We start from the raw sequence: 17,471 nt of genomic DNA, 5'->3' as shown, positions 1-17,471 counted from the left end.
GGGCAGAACATGACCACGCACGATGTGACCCTGGTGGTGCTCGACATGGCCGGCACCACCGTCGCCGACGACGGCCTGGTGGAGCTCGCCTTCGCCGCCGCCGCCCGCTCCCAGGGCGTCGAGACCGGCAGCCCCGAGCACACCGCGATGCTGGCGCACGTCCGCGCCACCATGGGCGAGTCCAAGATCTCGGTCTTCCGCCACCTGTTCGGCGACGAGGACCGCGCCCAGGCCGCCAACCTGGCCTTCGAGGCCGCCTACGACAGCCTCGTCGACGAAGGCCGCTGCGAGGCGCTGCCCGGCGCCGCCGAGGCGATCGCCGAACTGCGCGGCCGGGGCCTGAAGGTGGTCCTCACCACCGGCTTCGCCCGCACCACCCAGGACCGGATCCTGGACGCGCTCGGCTGGCAGTCCGCGGCCGACCTGACGCTGTGCCCCGCCGACGCGGGCCGCGGCCGCCCCTACCCCGACATGGTGCTCACCGCGCTGCTGCGCACCCGCACCGACTCGGTCCGGCAGATCGCGGTGGCCGGTGACACCGGCTACGACATGCTCACCGGCACCCGGGCCGGCGCGTCCGTGGTGGCGGGCGTGCTCACCGGCGCCCACGACGAGGCCCGGCTGCGGGCGGACGGCGCGACGCACGTGCTCGGCTCGATCGCCGAGCTGCCGGCGGTGCTGCTGGGCTGACGCCCGGTCAGGCGGTGTGTGCGGCCCCGGGGTGGCGTTGACGCCCCGGGGTCGCGCCGGTGCTGGATCCGAGGTAGTTCGCATGCTTGTCTGACGGTATGTCGATGTCATCGAGGTCGGTCGGACTGTTGCTCGTGCTGGGCCTGGCGCTGGCCGCCGGCTGCGGATCGCCCGGCAACGCAGGCAACGGCGGCAGCCCGTCGCCCAGCCCGACGGCCGGCAGCCCCGAGCCGGAGAGCCCGTCGCCCTCGCCTTCACCCTCGGCGTCGCCCTCGCCGTCCCCCTCGCCCTCGCCGTCCCCCTCGGCCTCGTTGACGCCCGCCCCCGCGTCCGCGGCGAGCTCCGCCGAACTGGCCGGACAGCGGATCGTGTACTCCTACCCCGGCACCACGCCGCCCGCCGCGCTGCTGCAGCGCATCCGCGAGGGCCGGGTCGCCGGGGTGATCTTCTTCGCCGAGAACGTCGGCAGCGACCCGTCCGTGCTGCGCACCGCCGTCAACCAGCTGCGGCAGGCCGAACAGCAGGCCCCGAACCCGCGGCCGCTGCTGCTGATGACCGACCAGGAAGGCGGCCTGGTACGGCGGCTGCCCGGCGGGCCCGGACAGTCCGCGAAGGACGTCGGCCGCGCCGCCGACCCGACCGCCGCCGCCACCGCGACCGGCGGGCAGGCCGCCGCGACCCTGGCCGGCTTCGGACTCAACCTCAACCTGGCGCCCGTCCTCGACGTCTACCGCACCCCCGGCGACTTCGCCGACAGCGCCCAGCGCTCGTACAGCACCGACCCCGCCGTCGTGGGCCGGCTCGGCTCCGCGTTCATCAAGGCCCAGCAGGGCGCCGGGGTCGCCGCCACCGCCAAGCACTTCCCGGGGCTGGGCAGCGCGCCCGCCGGGGCCAACACCGACGAGGAGCCGGTGACGCTCAACGTCTCCCTGGACACGCTGCGGACCGTCGACGAGCGCCCCTACCGGGACGCGGTCGCCGCCGACGTCAAGCTGGTGATGCTGTCCTGGGCCGTCTACCCCGCGCTCGACCCCGGCACCCCCGCCGGGATGTCCGGCACCGTCGTCCGCGACGAGCTCCGGGGGCGGCTGAACTACCGGGGCGTCACGGTGACGGACGCGCTGGAGGCGAAGGCGCTCGACCCCGTCGGCAGCACCGCGAAACGGGCCCTCGCTGTCGCCGGGGCCGGTGTCGACCTGATCCTGTGCTCCGCGCGGGACGTCGGGCAGGGCGACCAGGCGGCCGCCGCGCTGGCCGGTGCACTGGACTCCGGGGATCTCGACCGGGACGCGTTCACCGCGTCCGCGGACCGGGTGGAGGCGTTGCGGGGGTCGCTCAAGTAGCTCGGCCGGAAGGCGAGTTGCCGCGGGGCGGGATCAGCGGAAGTAGAGCCAGGTCAGGGCGGCGAGGCAGAGCAGCAGGGCGATCCGCTTGGGCCAGAGGTGCGCCGGGGGCTCGGGCTTGCGGTACGGCAGGGCGATCGGCGGCGGCGGTGGGAGCGGCAGGTACAGGGGCTCCGGTTCGCGCGGGGGCGGGGCGGGGGCGGTGGCGTCCTCCGGGTGGTCCGGCCAGTTCGGGGCCTTGCCGGTGGCCGCGCGGTGGAGGGCGGCGAGACGGCGGCGGGCCGTCGGGGTGGACGGCGGGTTGCGGTCCGGGTCGGGCCAGCGCAGGACCGCGAGGCGGCGGGCCGGGTCGCGGAACTGCTTCTCGAACGCGGCGAGTTCGGTGGTGGTCAGCGAGTCGTCGAGGTAGTTCCAGCGGCCGGCCTGGGGCGGGTCGTACCCGTGGGCGCCGGCGATCGCGAGGCGGATCGTCAGGTCGGTCGGGTAGCTCGACAGCAGGCCGTACAGGCGGCGTCGGGCGAGGCCGTACCGGCACTCGCGCCGGTCGGCGGCGGCCTTGGCCAGGGTGGATTCGACGCTCATGGCAGTGATCGTTCCGGGCCGGCGGGCGGTGCGTCAACGGGCTTTCGGCGGGGCGTCGTCAGTGCGAGGAGCGGAGGTTGAGCAGGACCACGCCCGCGATCACCAGGGCGATGCCGCACCACTGGAGGCGGCCCAGCGACTCGCCGAAGAAGGTCGTGCCTATCGCGGCGACGGCCGCGGTGCCCGCGCCCGACCAGACGGCGTAGGCGACGGACACCGGGATGTGCTTGAGGGCGCGGCCCAGCAGGAAGAACGACAGCACGTAGCCGACGGCGACGGCGAGGCTGGGCCACAGCCGGGAGAAGCCCTCGGTGAGCTTCAGCAGGCTGGTGGCGCAGACCTCGCTGGCTATCGCGAGCGCGAGCAGCAGGTACGGCATCAGGAACTCGTGAGGGCGCCGAGGAACGCGAGGTCCGCGTGTTCGAGGCTGTCGAGCACGGTGATGCCGTCGGCGGCCGCGATCGGGACGGTGGACGGGACGGCCAGGACGGCGCAGCCGGCGGCGTGCGCGGAGGCGACGCCGGTGGGGGTGTCCTCGACGGCGACGCAGGCGGCCGGGGCGAGACCGAGACGCGCGGCGGCGGCCAGGTACGGGTCCGGGGCGGGCTTGGTGCGGGGGGTGTCCTCGGCGGCGAGAGTGGTGGTGAACCAGTGCGGGCCGAGAGCGTGCAGGACGAGATCGACGACGCGGCGGGGGGAGGCGGAGACCAGGGCGGCGGGGATCTGCGCCTCGCGGAGGGCCGAGAGCAGCGCGAGGGCGCCGGGGCGGGGGACGATCTCGGCCTCGACCTTGGCGGCGAAGGCGTCGTTGAGGTGCTCGATCAGCTCGGACTCGGCGCGGGTGGTGCGGCTGGAGCGGTACAGGTGGGCCGCGGTGTGCTCGACGGCCTGGCCGAGGACGTCCGGGAGGTCGGCGTCGGTGAGGGTGAGGTCGAGTTCGGCGGCGAGTTCGGCCGCGGCCTGCCACCAGAGGTGCTCGGTGTCGACCAGGGTGCCGTCCATGTCGAACAGGACGGCGGCGGGGTGGGATGCAGGCATGGCGGTACCTTACGTGGGCATGTCGGGCCAGGGCGTGGGACGGGGCCCTGGCGGGGCGTGGAGGTTGAGGATCGGGAAAGCGCTGCGTGGTGCAACTGGCTGTTGGCGGGCAGGTTTTGGGCCGGTGTCTTCCGCTTCGCGCAGTTCCCCGCGCCCCTGGCGGGGCACGAAGGTTGAGGGTCGGGAAAGCGCCGCGTGGTGCAACTGACGGCCGGTGGGCGGGCCTTAGACCAGCGCGTTCTCGCGCAGTTCTGGCGGGCAGGGAGGTGTCCCCACGCGCGCCTGGCGGGGCGTCAGGGGGTGGCGCGGTCGACGAGGACGGGGCGGGGCGGGAGGGTGAGGGTGGCGTGGGTGCCGAGGGGGAGGGTGGTGGCGGTCTCGGTGGGGACGTCGGACTTGATCTCGGTGCCGTCGGCGAGGCGGACGGTGAGGCGGGTGACGGCGCCGAGGAAGGAGGCGGCGACGACCTGGGCGGGGCCGTCCGCGGCGGGGGTGAGTTCGACGTTCTCGGGGCGGACCAGGACGTGCAGGTCGCCGTCGGCGGGGAGGTCGCCGTCGACGGGGTGCCGATGGCCGAGGACCTCGACCTGGCCGTCGGCCGTGCGCGAGCACGGGATACGGCTCATGGTGCCGACGAACTCGGCGACGAACGCGGTGGCCGGCCGGGAGTACAGCTCGGAGGGCGTCGCGCACTGTTCGAGCTGTCCGGCGCGCAGGACGGCGACCCGGTCGGCCATCGAGAGGGCCTCTTCCTGGTCGTGGGTGACGAACAGGGTGGTGATGCCGAGTTCCTGCTGGAGGCGGCGGATCTCCTCGCGGAGCGAGAGGCGGACCTTCGCGTCGAGCGCGGACAGCGGCTCGTCGAGGAGCAGGACGCGCGGCTGGAGGGCGAGGGCGCGGGCGAGGGCGATGCGCTGCTGCTGGCCGCCGGACATCTGGTGCGGGTAGTGCTCGGCGCGCTGCGGCAGGCCGACGAGTTCGAGCAACTCGTGGGCGCGCTTGCGGCGTTCGGCCTTGGCGACGCCGCGCATGCGGAGGCCGAAGGCGACGTTGTCGGCGGCGGTGAGGTGCGGGAAGAGGCTGTAGGACTGGAACACCATGCCGGCGTCGCGCTTGTGGGCGGGGATTCGGGTGATGTCCTCGCCGTCGACCAGGACCTCGCCGGAGTCGTGGGTCTCGAACCCGGCGAGGATGCGCAGCGCGGTGGTCTTGCCGCAGCCGGACGGGCCGAGCAGGGCGAGGAGTTCGCCCGGTTCGACCGTCAGGTCGAGGCCGTCGAGGGCGGTGGTGGTGCCGAACTGCCGCCGCAGGGAGCGGAATTCGACGGTGGCGCTGGTGGTGGTGCGTCCGGCGGGGGCGAGGGTGGCGGTGCTCATGGGTGGTGGTCTCCGGGAGAGGCTCAGGAGGCGGTGGCGGTCTTGTGGCGGCGCTCGCGGCCGGCGGCGGCCAACAGGAGCAGCAGCACCCAGGTGATCAGCAGGCTGAGCACGGACACCGCGACGGACATCTGGCCCTGGCTGTTGCCGACCGAGTAGATCCACACGGCGAAGGGCTGGTAGCCGAGGATCGAGGCGGTGGTGAACTCGCCGAGGACCAGGGCCAGGGTGAGGAAGGAGGCGTTCAGCAGGGCGCCGCGCAGGTTCGGCAGGATCACCTGGACGACCGCGCGCGGCCAGCTCGCGCCGCAGTTGCGGGCGGCCTCGACCAGGGTGCGGACGTCCACGGCGCGCAGGCCGGAGTCCAGGGCGCGGTAGGCGAGCGGCAGGGCCATCAGCACGTAGGCGATCACCAGGACCAGCGGGAACTCCGGCTGCTGGACGAACACGAAGGTCTGGAAGAACGGGGTGTCCATCAGGTAGTCCGGGCCCCAGCGGAGCACGCCGATCAGGCCGGCGGTCAGGGCGACCGGCGGCACCACCAGCGGCAAGGTGCAGACCACTTCGAGCAGCGGGCGGAGCTTCGGCGAGCCGAGCCGGACCGCGATCATGGCGGGCACCAGCAGGAGCAGCAGCACCACGACGGTGACGACGGCGAGTTCCAGGGTGAGCACCAGGCTGTCGGTGAAGCCGGGGGCGGAGATCAGGCCGGTGTAGGCGTCGAAGGCGATGGTGCCGTTGACGTCGTCGATGGAGAACCACACCGAGGCGGCCATCGGGATCAGGAAGTACAGGCCGGCCAGCAGCAGGACCGCCCCGCGCCAGACCCGCAGACGGGAGATCAGCTGAGCCATCGGGCACTCCGACGCTGGAGGGGCAGGTACACGGCCATCACCAGGACGGCGACGATGATCATGTCGAGGCTGAGCGCCAGCGCCAGGTTGCCCTGGCCGACCAGCACGTTGCCGGACAGCGCGTCGGCGATCTGCCGGCTGATCAGCGGGACGGTCGCGCCGACCATCGCGGCGGCGGTGGCGTACGCGGCGAACGCCGAGCCGAACAGCAGCACGAAGCCGCCGAGCAGGGACGGGAAGAGGATCGGCAGCGCGACGTGCCGCCAGTACTGGAGGCTGGTGGCCCGGTTGTTCTGGGCGGCCTCGCGCCACTGGACCCGCAGGCCCTCCAGGGCCGGGGTGATGGTGAGGACCATCAGCGGCACCAGGAAGTACAGGTAGGCGACGGTCAGGCCGGTGAAGCTGTACAGCGACCAGCCGTGGTCGGTCAGGTGGAACATCTTGGTCAGCTCACCGGCGTTGCCGAGGGTCGCGACGAACGCGAACGCCAGCGGCAGGCCGCCGAAGTTGGCGAGCACGCCGGAGGCGGTCAGCACCGCCTCGCGCAGCACCCGGAACCGGGAGGTGAGCACCGCCTGTGCGATCGGGACGCCGACGACGGTGCCGATCAGCGCGGTGAGCGCGGACAGCTTCACGCTGGAGACCAGGGCCGTCCAGTAGGCGCCCTGCACCGAGTCGGTGACGTTGGCGGTGGTGAACGAGCCCGCGCCGGTGTCCGCGTCGCTGGAGACGGTGAACGCCCCGGTGACGATGGCGACGGCGGGCAGGCCGAAGCCGATCAGGAAGAACACCAGCAGCGGGACGGTGGCCAGCCAGGACTTGCCGCGCAGCAGGCGGCGTCCGGCGGCCTTAGGGGCGGAGCTCCGGAGGGTGGAGCTCGGCGGGGTGGAGTTCGGGAGGGTGGGGGAGTTCGTGGCGGTGCCCGCGGCCCCCGGGCCGCCGCTGAGGTCAGCGGCGGCCGGGGCCGGCACCGGGGTGGGAGCCGTGGTCATTTCGGTGATCAGCCCGCGATCGCCTTGGCCCAGTTCTCGGTCACGACCTTCTTGGCCGCGTCGATCTGCTCCGAGGACGGGAAGGTGGTGAACGGCTTCTCGACGACCGGCAGCTTGGCCGCGGCGGCGGTGTCCAGGGTGCCGTCCTTCTTCATCGCGTCGAACAGCGCCGGGGTGGCGTAGCCGCCCATGAAGCCGTTCTGGCCCTCGGCCGAGTACAGGTACTCCATCCACAGGCGGGCGGCCGCCGGGTGCGGCGCGTCCTTGTTGATGGCCTGGTTGTAGAACTGGGCGTAGGAGCCGTCCGAGGGGATCGACACCTTCCAGTCGACGCCCTTGCCCTTGAACTCGTCGGTGTAGCCGGCGTTCAGGTACGACCAGTCGATCGAGATCGGGGTCTCGCCCTTCTCGACGGTCGCCGGGGTGGACTCGACCGGGTTGAAGTTGCCGGACTGCTTCAGCTTGGCGAAGAAGTCGATGCCGGGCTGGATGTTGTCCAGCGAACCGCCGTTGGCCAGCGCGGCCGCGTACACGCCGCCGAACGCCGAACCGGACTTGGTCGGGTTGCCGTTCAGCGCGACCTGGCCCTTGTACTCGGGCTTGAGCAGGTCGGCGAAGGTCTTCGGGCAGTTGGCGACCTTCTTGGCGTCGCAGCCGATCGAGACGTAGCCGCCGTAGTCGTTGACCCGCAGACCGGCCGGGTCCTTCATGGTGTCCGGGATCTTGTCGAAGGACGCGACCTTGTAGGGGGCGAGGATGCCCTCCTTGGCGGCGGACAGCGCGAACGCCGAACCCAGGTCCAGGGTGTCGGGCGCGCGGTCCTGGCCCTTGCGGGACTTGACCGCGTTGATCTCGTCCTGGCTGGAGCCGTCCGGGTTCTCGTCCTCGATCTCGATGCCGTACTTCGCCTTGAAGTCGTCCATCAGCTTGCCGTAGTTGGCCCAGTCGCGCGGGAGGGTGATGACGTGCAGCTTGCCCTCCTTCTTCGCGGCGGCGACCAGGCCGTCCATGCCGCCGAAGTCGGCCAGCGAGGTGGCGGTCTTGGCGTTGCCCGCACCGCCCTTGGCGTCGCCGGACTTGGCGGTCGAGCCGGCGGAGCCGCAGGCGGACAGGGAGAGCGCGGCAGCGGTCAGCACGGCCGCGAGGGCGGCGGCGCGGTGGCGGTGCACGGTCACGGGAGGGTCTCCTGGAGGAAGTGGAGCTGCAGAGATCACAAGAGGGTGTTCGGTGCGCGGCGCGGCATGTCCGCGGCCAAGTTGGCCAGCCAACTTCCGTCGCCCGAGCTAAGTACGCCCGAGGCCGGTGACGGGAAAGTGAACGGACGGCCCAGTACAGGGGGCGGCTGTCGGAACGGTCGCGCCCCGCGCCGGAGGGCGCGGCAGCAGCGGCTACAGTCAATGGTGTACGCGCGATCACAGCGCGGACACAGCCCAATCTCCTTACCAGTCAAGGGACTCGACGCACGTGGCACCCGACCAGGACAGCGCCGCCGGCTCGCTCTACCGCAAGGTGGCCGCCGACCTGCGCGAAGCGATCACCTCCGGCTCGTTCGGCGACGCCGGACGACTGCCGGCGGAGGGCGCCCTCGCCGAGCAGTACGGCGTCTCCCGCGGCACCGTCCGGCAGGCCCTCGCCCTGCTGCGCGCCGACGGCCTGGTCACCTCCCGCCGCGGCACCCGCCGGGTCGTCCTCGGCAGCGCCCGCGTCCAGTCCTTCTCCGAACTGCTCTCCTTCACCCACTGGGCCCGCTCCATGGGCGAGGAACCCGGCGGCCGGCTCGAATCCATGGTCCGCCGCCCCGCCGACGCCGCCGAACGCGAACACCTGCGCCTCGAACCCGGCACCGAGGTCTACGCCATGCTCCGGCTGCGCACCCTCTCCGGCACCCCCGTCATGGTCGAACGCACCGTCTACCCGCCCCGGGTCGGCGAACTCGTCGCCCAACTCCCGCCCGACGCCGTCTCCCACACCGAACCGCTGCGCGAACACGGCATCCTGTTCAGCGACGCCGACCACACCATCGACGTGGTCGGCGCCAACGCCGACGACGCCCGCCTGCTCGGCTGCCGGCGCGGCAGCCCGCTGCTGCGCGAGAAGCGCCGCACGACGGACCCCACCGGCACGCCCGTCGAGTGGTCCCAGGACCGGTACCTGCCCGGGACGGTGGCGTTCTCGATCCACAACTCCCTTGCGTCGTCGGCGCTTTCGCGGCACGCCCGGGAGAACGACTGAAATTCGGGTGCGGCCGTCCTGCGGGTGGGCGACCATCGGCGGATGACCGACATCACCCGCATCAGCCCCGCCGAACTCCACCCGACCGGCGGCTACGCCCACATCACCGTCGTCGAAGCCGGCCGCACCGCGCACCTGGCCGGGCAGTGCCCGATGGACCGCCACGACGTCCTGGTCGGCGAGGGCGACCTGTTCGCGCAGATCGACCAGATGGTCGCCAACTCGCTGGTCGCCCTCGGGGCGGTCGGGGTCGGCCCCGAGCGGGTGGTGCGGTCGGTGATCTACGTGGTGAGCGACCGGGCGGAGGAACTCGCCGCCGCCTGGGACCACCTGCAGGCCGGGCCGCTCGCGCCCGCATTCGCCACCGCCGGCACGCTGCTGGGCGTCACCGCGCTCGGCTACCGCGGCCAGTTGGTGGAGATCGACCTGACGGCGGCGCTGCCCGAGTGACCGGACGCCGCCACTTCTGCCGGTAGGGCGCCGTGACGGGGACTGCCTTGGGCGTGCCCTGCCTAGCTCCGGGACAGGACGGTGTCGGTCCAGCGGCGGAGCAGGGTGAGCAGGGCGGTGAGGCGGCGGATGCCGCCGGGGAAGGCGGGGAGGAGCAGGACGGCGGGCAGGCAGGCCACCGTCACCAGGATCACGGGGAGCAGGGCCAGGGCCACGACCACTGCGCGCTGGCAGGCGGCGAGCTGTCGGACGACTGCGGTGAACATCAATGGGCCTTTCACTGCGGGGGGTTGAGGATTTCTCCTAGTCTTCGACGCAGGTCGAGGGTTGCGCCAGGCGCAACGGGTTGCCACTTTCCGGCAACGGCCGGGGAGGGGAGTCGGGTCGATGACGCTCGAACCGCGGGGCGGGGGGCCGGAAGTCGCGGCGTTCACGGCCTTCCTGGAGCAGTTGTTCCAGGCGCTGGGGATCTCGCTCACCCGCTACGCGGCCCGCTGCAACCGCGACAAGGGCAGCGTCTCGCGGTACTTCAGCGGGGCGCGGATCGCCCCCAAGGACTTCGTGGACGAGCTGCTGCGGCAGGTCGCCGAGACCACCGGGGAGTCCGTCACCCCGGAGGTGCAGGAGCACGTCCACCGGCTGCGGATGGCGGCGTTGCAGGTGCGCAACGCCTCGCGGCACGAGGTCGAGGAACTGCGCGACCGACTGGGCGCGGCGGAACGCGACTTGCAGTTGGCGGGGGTGCGGGAACGGTACCTGCTGCGCTCGCTGGAGGCGACCGAGGCGCAGGCACACCAGGCCGAACAGCGCTACCGGCAACTGGAGGCCGACCGGGCCGCGGCGCGGTACGGGGCCGGGCCGGGGGAGTTGGAGCGCTGGGCGGACGGGCCCGAGACGGAGCATGCGCGCGAGGAACTGCGGGAGCTCAGGCGGGAGTTGGACCTGCTGCGAACCGAGCTGGCGCGGGCCCAGGAGCTGCGGCACGACGCGGAGGACCAGTGCGTTCGGTTGGAGGCGCGGTTGCTGGCGGCGGAGGCCGCGCTCGCCACCCAGCGGGCGCGGCACGAGCGGGAGTTGAGGTACCGGGCGGAGTTGGAGTCGCCGGCGGCGGTGCTCGGCCGGGAGTTCGCGCGCAAGGTCGGGACGAAGCCGGATCTGCTCGCCACCGCGACCGAGCTCTGCGAAGTGTTCGTCCCGGGCTGGGCGACGTCCGCCAAGGTGTTCCTGCGGTCCGCGTACCTCGGAGTCCCCGGCCAGGACACGTCATTGATGGCTTTCCAGTCGGGCGACGACGAGTTCGACAATCCGGGGCGTCTGTTCGGGGAAGCGAGGCGAGTGCTTCGGGACGGCGTTCCGTCGCTCGCCTCGGTACCCGGAGAGCTGGACGAAGAACTGGTGCATTCGACGCTGACACTGCCGCTGTCCGTCCGGGGCGAGGTGTTCGGGGCGCTCCAATTCGTCCGGGAGCCTGGACGGTTGCCGTTCGAGCGGGCCGACATCGAGCTGCTGTCGGGGCTTGCGGAACGTGGCGCGCTGCTACTGGACAGTGCCCGGCTGTACCAGGCGGAGGGCCGGCTGGCGTCGGCCCTGCAACGGTCGATGATCCCGACCGAGCCGCCGCGCATCCCCGGGACCCGGATCGCCCACCGCTACCTGCCGGGCGACGGGGAAGCCGGGGCCGGCGGAGACTGGTTCGATGCGATCCAACTGCCGGGCAGCCGGGTGGCGTTGGTGATCGGCGACGTGATGGGCCACGGGCTGCCCGCCGCGCAGGCGATGAGCCGACTCCGGGCCGGGGTGCAGGCGTTCGCGGCGCTCGACCTGCCGCCCGGCCAACTGCTACGCCACCTCGACAACTTGGCCCACACCCTGGGCGACGACCACCTCGCCACCTGCCTGTACGCCGTCTACGACCCGATCAACCGGACCTGCGAGGTCGCCTCGGCCGGGCACACCCCGCCGGTGCTGGTGCATCGGGACGGTCGGGGCGAGCTGCTTCCGGTTCCGCCGGGAGCGCCGATCGGGGTCGGCGGGATTCCGTTCGTTCCGCAGAAGTTGACCGTCCCGGACGGCTCGATGCTGGTGATGTGCAGTGACAGCCTGGTCGACGGGCTGGCCGAGCTGTGCGGCGAGCTGATCGGGCCGGCCGACGACCCGGACGACGCCTGCACCCTCCTGTTGGGTGCGCTGCCGGACCGGCGGGACGACGTGGCCCTGCTGGCGGCCCGGTTGGACGGCATTCCGCAGGACAGGGTGGCGGCCTTCGTGGTGCCGCTCCACCCCACCGCCGTGCGGATGGTCCGACGGTGGGTGCGGGCCCGGCTCGAACAGTGGGGGCTGGACCATCTGTCGTTCACCGCCGAACTGCTGGCCGGCGAGCTGGTGACCAACGCCCAGCGAGTGGCCCACCTGCCGATCGACCTCCAACTGGTCTGCACCGACCGGCTGTTGATCGAGGTCTGCGACGACGACCACGAACTCCCGGCGCTGAACGACGACGACCCGCTCGCCGACAGCGGCCGCGGCCTGCTGCTCGTCAGCCGGCTCGCCGACCGCTGGGGAGCGTCCCGGAAGACGGTCGGCAAGGTGGTCTGGTTCGAACTGGGGGTCGGTCGTGATCAGTAGGGGCGTCGGGCCGGAGTTGCGCCGGGCCGCCGTCGTGGCGCTGTGCGCGCTCGGACGGAGTCGCGACGCGGGCGACCGTGCGGATGCCGGGTGCGGCCTGGCGGCGTTCGCCGAACTGCCGGAGGCGGTCGAGGCGTTGCTGGCACTGGTGCTCGACCCCGATGACACCTTCGTCACCAGGGCGACGACGGGCGCGTTGCTGCGGCGGATGGACAGGGCCGGGCTCGCGGTGGTCGCGTCCGCACTGGCGGTCGCCGAACCGGGTCACGGGGACTGGATCGCGACCGCAGTCGTGGACGTGCTCGGCGTCTTCGCCGATGACTGGGACGACGCGGCTCGGTGGTGCGACAAACTGTCGCAGGACGCCGACCAGCGCGTCGCCCGGGGAGCGCGGGAGCTGCGCGGGATCCTGGCCGGGATCGAGCCGGTGCTCCGGCCCGTGCAGTGAGTCGTGCTGGTCCCGCCCTGCTCGTCCCGGTCCCGGTCGTGCAGGAGGCTCCAGGTGCGATGCGGCGAGGGCGGGCCTGGACCCGGGGGTTTCGGTCGGGCCGGGCCGCCTCGATTTCCTGTGGTGCGTGAACAGCATGGGTCGGACGCTATGAGCCGGGACGCCCGTTCCACCCGGCCCGAAAGTCAATCGGCACCCCTGGCCAGGGTCAGGGTTGACAGCGGTTCATCCCATCAACTCCAGCAGCAGCGGCCGGAATTCGGCGAACGTCGGGGTTTCGGCCGACGGGTCCTTCGCGGCCTCGTCCCACCGTCGGACGGCGACCGCGTCGGTGGCGAACGGGCCGGCGGCGAACTCCTCGGCCTCGGCGGGGGTCATCGGGCCGCCCTGGAGGCCGAGGGTGTGGACGGAGGCGGGGGAGAGCTTGGCGAAGTAGTCGGGTTCGACGGCGCAGAGGTAGCGCTTGGCGGGGACGTGCAGGCGGACGGGCTCGGTGACGGCCGGGGCGAAGAAGCGGGAGAGCCGGGCGGCGGCGGTCGCGCCGTGGCGGTTGTCGGCGCCGGCCATCAACTCCAGTCCGCTGCCGTGGAAGTGGCCGATGTCGTGCAGCAGCGCGGCGGCCACCAGCGCCGGCGGGGCACCCGCGGCGCGGGCCAACTGGCCTGCCTGGAGCATGTGTTCGGCCATGGTGACGGCCTCGCCCAGATACTCGCCGGCGCCCTCGCCCGCGAACAGCGCCTCCAACTCGTCGAGGGCGGCGACGTTGCGCCGCAGCACGGACAGGGTCGAGGAGAGCGAGTCGAGGTCGGCGTAGCAGCCCTGCAGGTGGCGGCCGCCGGCCTGCTCGAAGGCGGTGCGGGCGTGCAGCAGGCGGGTGTTGTCGAAGATCAGGCAGTCGCCGGGGCCGAGGCGGAACTCCAGCTGGAGGGCCGGGCGCAGGGTGATCTCCGCGAACCGCCGGTACGCGGCGTAGAAGGCGTCGAGCTCGGCGCCGTCGAGGGTGCGAATGGTGTCGATGGAGCGGTTGTTGAAGCGGACCTCGCGGATCGCGCCGCGCGGGTCGAGGCCGATCATCGGCAGCTCGGCGGCCAGGTCGGCGGTGCGGTCGCGGTAGCGGAACGGCACCGGCGTGCGGGCGAGCAGCGCGAACGCCTCCGGGTCCTCCTCGCGCAGCAGCGCGGCCGCGCGGAAGCCGTCCACCAGGCCGGAGTCGCCGCCGGCGGCCTCGTTGCGCAGGCAGTGCAGCAGCTGGAGGGTGGGGACGGGGTCACGGTACGGGTTGTCGGTGTGCGGGGCGATGGCGGCGTCGGTGAAGGCGAAGTTCACCGCGTCGGGCTCGACCCGGACGTCGAACAGCTCGCCGTAGTTGGTGTCCCGGACGTAGCCGAAACTCCGTGCCACGGCCAGGACTTGACGCTCCTCGACGGGGACGCCGCGGAGTACCGCGAAGCCGGAGCGGCGGACGGCGGCGAGGACGGCGATCTTCTCCTCCGGGTCGGCCAGGTAGGTCGACCAGTCGGCCTCGGGCAGGCCGCGGGCGAAGTCGGCGGCCTCCCACAGGCGCTTGCCGTGCTCGGTGCGGTGGTCGCCGCTCTCGTCGGGCGTGTTCCAGTCGGTCGGGTAGTGCGAGCGGTGGCCGTCGGACCACAGCACGCTCAGGCCGGTCGCGTCCTCGACGGCCTCGGCGGCGGTCAGGTCGTCCGGCAGGTCGCCGATCTGGAACCGCTTCTGCCCGCTGCGCGGGTTGCGGCACTCGGCGCACGGGCAGTTGTCGCGCAGCCAGTAGGGGTTGGGGACGGGGACGGACATCGGAGCAGCCTCCAGTTGTACAGACAACTTCGCGGGGGCCCTCAGCCAAGTGCCCGCTTGCGTCCGCCGGTTGCCCAGCCGGTGAACGGTCGGCCACCGGCAGCCGAACCCTGTCCGTGGGGTGCGTTAGCGTGCCGGGCATGACGCTCGATCTCGCCCGTGACCTCGCCCGCGACCTGTCCCGGGACCTGCCCGCCGCCCTCGCCGACCGTGCCGCCGCGTGGCGGCTGATCGCCGACATCGCCGCCTTCTGGGGCGCGCCGCTGACCCCCGACGGCGGCTGGAGCGACGTCCGACTCGACGCGGCCGAGGCCCGGTTGGGCCTGAAACTGCCCGCCGCGCTGCGCGAGGCGTACCGGCTGCTCGGCAACCGCCCCGACCTGACCAGCAACCAGGACACCCTGCTGCCGCCCGAAGAGCTGTACATCGACCAGGACTGCCTGGTGTACCGGGTCGAGAACCAGTCCTGCGCCTACTGGGGCATCCCGCTCACCGCGCTCGACCAGGAGGACCCACCGACCGTGGCCTGGCCGGACGTCGCGCCGTCCGTGCAGCTGGAGATCACCCCGTGGACGGCCCGCTTCTCGGCCGAGTGCCTGGGCATCGTGCTCGCCGAACCGCTGCTCGACGACAGCGCACACGTGGACGGCGCCGAGGTCGATCCGGCCGACCTGACCGCCTGGACGGAACTGCCGCGCGTGCACGCCGACGGCGTCGACACCCGCTTCTTCGCCCGGCCGGACGCCCTGCTGGTGCTCCAGGAGGGCGCCTGGCTGGCGGTGCGTGCGGTGGACGAGGAGGCGCTGGACGCGATCTGCGAGGAGCTTCCGGCACCCTGGCTCGAACACTGACTCAGAAGCTGTGCACCGACCGCCAGGCGTCGAGAGCGGCCACGGTGCGCTGTCCGACGACGGTGGGGGCGACGGCCGGCCCGAGCCGGGTCATCGCGTGGACGACGTCGATGAAGGGGGAATCCAACAAGGCCTGCGCCAAGCGGTCGGCGTGCGGGTCGTCGTCCTGGATCAGAACGAACCAGTCGCGGATGTTGGAGCAGGCGCGGTCGAAGGCGTCCAAGCGGCCCTTGACCAGATCTCTCCGGTTGAGGCCGAACACGTCGATCGTCTGCTGCCCCTTCGGGGAGTCGTTCACCGCCAGATACTCGCCGCTCCTCAGCAGCAGCACCAGATGGTCGGCAGGGTCCTCGACAGTCGGATCGACAAGCAGACATGCGCCGTCCTGGTCGACCGGGTAGCGCGACCTCTTGGCGTTGCTGTTGCAGTAGGAGCAGGCAAGAAGGTGGTTCGCCCAGACGAACGTCCGCAGCGGCGCCTTCTCGATCGGCTGAAAGTGGTCGATGTCGGTGGCTCGGCTGTCGTCGCAGTACATGCACCGGACATTGCCGCGGGCCATCGGCTCCAGTGCGTCTCGGACGTGCTTCTTCGGCCTGGCGGCTCTCACCCACAGGTCACGTGCCGCTTTCGAACTGCCGCCCGCGTCCGAGACACGGCCGCTCCACTTGGTCAGCAGCGTCTCGGCGTTCGTCGGCAGCGGTATCCGCCGGAGCGGGATCACCGGTCCTGCTCCAGCCGGGCGGACACCTCGGCCACCCTGCTGGACAGTGAACTCGTGAGCAGTTCGGCCAGGTTGTGGTACTCGGTGATCTCGTCCTCGGAGGCGGTCTCGGCGTACACCTTGCTCTCCAGTGCGACCAGCCGCCTCCGCTGCTGCTCGGCGCGGCTGGAGTAGGGCGTCTCCAGGCCGAAGAGCTCCGAGAGCACCGCGTCGTCCCCGCTGCCGTAGACGACTCGTCGATAGAGGTCGTCGTCGACGACCGCGGCCGGCTGCTGCTCGTCCACCCCGGGCAGGCGGATCAGGCTCCTCGGGTCGGCGGCCTGACAGATGTAGGGACTGTGGCTGGTGACGATGAACTGGATGTTCGGGAAGTGTTCCTGCAGCCAATCGCCGATCTTGCGCTGCCAGGTGACGTGCAGATGCGCGTCGACCTCGTCGATCAGCACGACACCGGGCGAAGCGATTGCGAGGCCCCCGTTGCCGGTCCCCATGAAGGACAACGAGCCGTAGGTGTGGTGGAGTTGACGGACGATGTCGAGGACCAGCGCTGCCACCGTCCGGTAACCGTCACTCATCTCCTTCAGCGGGAAGCGTCTGCCCTCCTTGCCCGTCTCGGCGACCCACAAGCCGTCCGCTGTCACGCGCTGAATCTGGTACTGGTCCGGCAGCAGGCCGTCTCCCAGCAGGTCGAGCACGATGTCGAGCAGGCCTTCGGCGACGCCTTCCCGGGTGCCCTCCTCGAACGCCCGCAGGCGCAGGTCGATCAGCCAGGCCACCCCTTCGGCCAGAGACGCATCCTCGTGGAAGAGAGTGGCCAGACGGCCTCTCGGCCCCTGGTTCATCATCAGACGCTGGGCCTCGCTGGATCCGCCGGTGAGACGCCGGAACGGCCCGTAGCCCGCGTAGAACCAGCCGACCGGGTTCTCCGCCCACGGGCCGCGGGGGCCGTTCTTGATCCTGGGTGTCAGGGTGTCCAGGACCGGCCGGGCACCGTGGTCCTGTTCGGTGGACGGGGGCGTCCACCGCAGCCCCAATGAGATCTCTCGCTGGGGCGTGTTCCCGGGGCCCACGAAGCCGTCCAGGGACGGTTCATGGGTGACATGGACCTCCACCTCGCCCTTCTTGGCGCCGGTGGTGACCCAGCCGGTGAAATCCGTCACCAGGGACCGGGCGACGCCTGGGCCGCAGAGTGCCAGCGCGATCGCCTGGAGCACCGTGGACTTGCCCGAGCTGTTGCGTCCGGCCAGGACCGTCCAGCCGCTCTTCCCCTCCAGGCGCAGGTCCACGGCCCGCTTCCCGCTGAAGCCCTTGACGTTCCTGAGCTGGACTCTGGTGACGTACACCCGCACTCCCTCTTCACTTCGGCGGCCGACGCGGTCTCGGCGCAGGCCGCCGAGTGCCGATCAGGCTCTCACGAGACCTAGCCGCACCTGCCGGTTCGCTCCTGATCGACGGTGTCG

18 protein-coding genes are annotated in these 17,471 nt (G+C 72.1%); 7 read left to right on the top strand and 11 right to left on the bottom strand.

The features are described from left to right. Window positions 1–9 precede the first annotated feature (9 nt). Entirely contained in the window at window positions 10–690 is a 681-nt protein-coding gene (locus tag AMK19_RS22895) for a phosphonatase-like hydrolase (protein WP_073814807.1), read from the top strand. Window positions 691–794: 104 nt separating this feature from the next. Then, window positions 795–2,033: a glycoside hydrolase family 3 N-terminal domain-containing protein gene (locus AMK19_RS22890; protein WP_241844528.1), complete on the top strand. Its 1,239-nt coding sequence runs from the start codon at window positions 795–797 to the stop codon at window positions 2,031–2,033. A 33-nt stretch (window positions 2,034–2,066) separates the two neighbouring features. Here AMK19_RS22890 and AMK19_RS22885 read toward each other — a convergent pair whose 3' ends face one another. From AMK19_RS22885 to AMK19_RS22855, 7 genes are all read right to left on the bottom strand, one after another. Beyond that, entirely contained in the window at window positions 2,067–2,615 is a 549-nt protein-coding gene (locus tag AMK19_RS22885) for a DUF6584 family protein (RefSeq protein ID WP_073814801.1), read from the bottom strand. A 58-nt stretch (window positions 2,616–2,673) separates the two neighbouring features. After that, window positions 2,674–2,994 carry a DMT family transporter gene (locus tag AMK19_RS22880; protein WP_073814800.1) on the bottom strand — a complete coding sequence of 107 codons (321 nt, stop codon included), beginning with the start codon at window positions 2,992–2,994 and terminating at the stop codon, window positions 2,674–2,676. Next, a complete protein-coding gene (locus AMK19_RS22875; RefSeq protein WP_073814799.1) occupies window positions 2,994–3,653 on the bottom strand; it encodes an HAD family hydrolase in 660 nt (219 codons plus the stop codon). Before AMK19_RS22875 ends, AMK19_RS22880 begins: the two co-directional genes overlap by 1 nt. A 293-nt stretch (window positions 3,654–3,946) precedes the next feature. Further along, a complete protein-coding gene (locus AMK19_RS22870; RefSeq protein ID WP_073814798.1) occupies window positions 3,947–5,029 on the bottom strand; it encodes an ABC transporter ATP-binding protein in 1,083 nt (360 codons plus the stop codon). 23 nt (window positions 5,030–5,052) lie between these two features. Next, window positions 5,053–5,883: an ABC transporter permease gene (locus AMK19_RS22865; protein ID WP_198953411.1), complete on the bottom strand. Its 831-nt coding sequence runs from the start codon at window positions 5,881–5,883 to the stop codon at window positions 5,053–5,055. Next, window positions 5,871–6,875, bottom strand: a complete 1,005-nt coding sequence (locus AMK19_RS22860; RefSeq protein ID WP_143200344.1) for an ABC transporter permease — start codon at window positions 6,873–6,875, stop codon at window positions 5,871–5,873. Before AMK19_RS22860 ends, AMK19_RS22865 begins: the two co-directional genes overlap by 13 nt. A gap of 8 nt (window positions 6,876–6,883) precedes the next feature. Then, window positions 6,884–8,050, bottom strand: a complete 1,167-nt coding sequence (locus AMK19_RS22855; protein WP_073814797.1) for an ABC transporter substrate-binding protein — start codon at window positions 8,048–8,050, stop codon at window positions 6,884–6,886. Window positions 8,051–8,339: 289 nt separating this feature from the next. Here AMK19_RS22855 and AMK19_RS22850 point away from each other — a divergent pair, with 289 nt between their 5' ends. Next, on the top strand, window positions 8,340–9,107 hold the full coding sequence (locus AMK19_RS22850) for a GntR family transcriptional regulator (RefSeq protein ID WP_073814795.1): 768 nt from the start codon (window positions 8,340–8,342) through the stop codon (window positions 9,105–9,107). Between the two features lie 42 nt (window positions 9,108–9,149). Beyond that, the gene (locus AMK19_RS22845) at window positions 9,150–9,557 is read left to right on the top strand and encodes a RidA family protein (RefSeq protein ID WP_073814794.1); all 408 of its coding nucleotides are present in this window, start codon (window positions 9,150–9,152) and stop codon (window positions 9,555–9,557) included. Between the two features lie 62 nt (window positions 9,558–9,619). On the opposite strand, the gene AMK19_RS22840 is transcribed toward AMK19_RS22845, so the two are convergent. Beyond that, a complete protein-coding gene (locus AMK19_RS22840) occupies window positions 9,620–9,823 on the bottom strand; it encodes a hypothetical protein (protein ID WP_073814792.1) in 204 nt (67 codons plus the stop codon). A 121-nt stretch (window positions 9,824–9,944) separates the two neighbouring features. On the opposite strand from AMK19_RS22840, the gene AMK19_RS22835 reads away from it, so the two are divergent. Together AMK19_RS22835 and AMK19_RS22830 are read left to right on the top strand one after the other, a co-directional pair. Further along, window positions 9,945–12,182, top strand: coding sequence for a SpoIIE family protein phosphatase (locus AMK19_RS22835; protein ID WP_073814791.1), 2,238 nt, complete (start codon window positions 9,945–9,947; stop codon window positions 12,180–12,182). After that, window positions 12,172–12,630, top strand: coding sequence for a hypothetical protein (locus tag AMK19_RS22830; RefSeq protein WP_143200343.1), 459 nt, complete (start codon window positions 12,172–12,174; stop codon window positions 12,628–12,630). Before AMK19_RS22835 ends, AMK19_RS22830 begins: the two co-directional genes overlap by 11 nt. A gap of 225 nt (window positions 12,631–12,855) precedes the next feature. On the opposite strand, the gene tmpA is transcribed toward AMK19_RS22830, so the two are convergent. After that, complete coding sequence (gene tmpA, locus AMK19_RS22825) at window positions 12,856–14,439, bottom strand: 2-trimethylaminoethylphosphonate dioxygenase (protein WP_083647222.1); 1,584 nt, start codon at window positions 14,437–14,439, stop codon at window positions 12,856–12,858. 140 nt (window positions 14,440–14,579) lie between these two features. On the opposite strand from tmpA, the gene AMK19_RS22820 reads away from it, so the two are divergent. After that, the gene (locus tag AMK19_RS22820) at window positions 14,580–15,290 is read left to right on the top strand and encodes an SMI1/KNR4 family protein (protein ID WP_073814789.1); all 711 of its coding nucleotides are present in this window, start codon (window positions 14,580–14,582) and stop codon (window positions 15,288–15,290) included. A gap of 1 nt (window position 15,291) precedes the next feature. On the opposite strand, the gene AMK19_RS22815 is transcribed toward AMK19_RS22820, so the two are convergent. Both AMK19_RS22815 and AMK19_RS22810 read right to left on the bottom strand, forming a co-directional pair. Then, a complete protein-coding gene (locus AMK19_RS22815; RefSeq protein WP_073814788.1) occupies window positions 15,292–16,011 on the bottom strand; it encodes a hypothetical protein in 720 nt (239 codons plus the stop codon). Further along, window positions 16,008–17,354: an AAA family ATPase gene (locus AMK19_RS22810; protein WP_073814786.1), complete on the bottom strand. Its 1,347-nt coding sequence runs from the start codon at window positions 17,352–17,354 to the stop codon at window positions 16,008–16,010. The genes AMK19_RS22815 and AMK19_RS22810 overlap by 4 nt, the downstream gene beginning before the upstream one ends. Between the last annotated feature and the right edge of the window lie 117 nt (window positions 17,355–17,471).

The sequence above is a fragment of the Kitasatospora sp. CB01950 genome (assembly GCF_001905465.1).
Taxonomy (GTDB): Bacteria; Actinomycetota; Actinomycetes; order Streptomycetales; family Streptomycetaceae; genus Kitasatospora.
Note: the sequence above shows the minus strand (reverse complement) of the source record. Positions and strands in the feature narration are given on the sequence as shown.

Bases quoted from the DNA above. Each gene is read 5' to 3' on its own strand.
- AMK19_RS22840 (WP_073814792.1), bottom strand. From the start codon at position 9,823: ATGTTCACCGCAGTCGTCCGACAGCTCGCCGCCTGCCAGCGCGCAGTG.
- AMK19_RS22870 (WP_073814798.1), bottom strand. From the start codon at position 5,029: ATGAGCACCGCCACCCTCGCCCCCGCCGGACGCACCACCACCAGCGCC.
- AMK19_RS22820 (WP_073814789.1), top strand. From the start codon at position 14,580: ATGACGCTCGATCTCGCCCGTGACCTCGCCCGCGACCTGTCCCGGGAC.
- AMK19_RS22880 (WP_073814800.1), bottom strand. From the start codon at position 2,994: ATGCCGTACCTGCTGCTCGCGCTCGCGATAGCCAGCGAGGTCTGCGCC.
- AMK19_RS22865 (WP_198953411.1), bottom strand. From the start codon at position 5,883: ATGGCTCAGCTGATCTCCCGTCTGCGGGTCTGGCGCGGGGCGGTCCTG.
- AMK19_RS22845 (WP_073814794.1), top strand. From the start codon at position 9,150: ATGACCGACATCACCCGCATCAGCCCCGCCGAACTCCACCCGACCGGC.
- AMK19_RS22895 (WP_073814807.1), top strand. From the start codon at position 10: ATGACCACGCACGATGTGACCCTGGTGGTGCTCGACATGGCCGGCACC.
- AMK19_RS22885 (WP_073814801.1), bottom strand. From the start codon at position 2,615: ATGAGCGTCGAATCCACCCTGGCCAAGGCCGCCGCCGACCGGCGCGAG.
- AMK19_RS22875 (WP_073814799.1), bottom strand. From the start codon at position 3,653: ATGCCTGCATCCCACCCCGCCGCCGTCCTGTTCGACATGGACGGCACC.
- AMK19_RS22860 (WP_143200344.1), bottom strand. From the start codon at position 6,875: ATGACCACGGCTCCCACCCCGGTGCCGGCCCCGGCCGCCGCTGACCTC.
- tmpA (WP_083647222.1), bottom strand. From the start codon at position 14,439: ATGTCCGTCCCCGTCCCCAACCCCTACTGGCTGCGCGACAACTGCCCG.
- AMK19_RS22890 (WP_241844528.1), top strand. From the start codon at position 795: ATGTCATCGAGGTCGGTCGGACTGTTGCTCGTGCTGGGCCTGGCGCTG.
- AMK19_RS22835 (WP_073814791.1), top strand. From the start codon at position 9,945: ATGACGCTCGAACCGCGGGGCGGGGGGCCGGAAGTCGCGGCGTTCACG.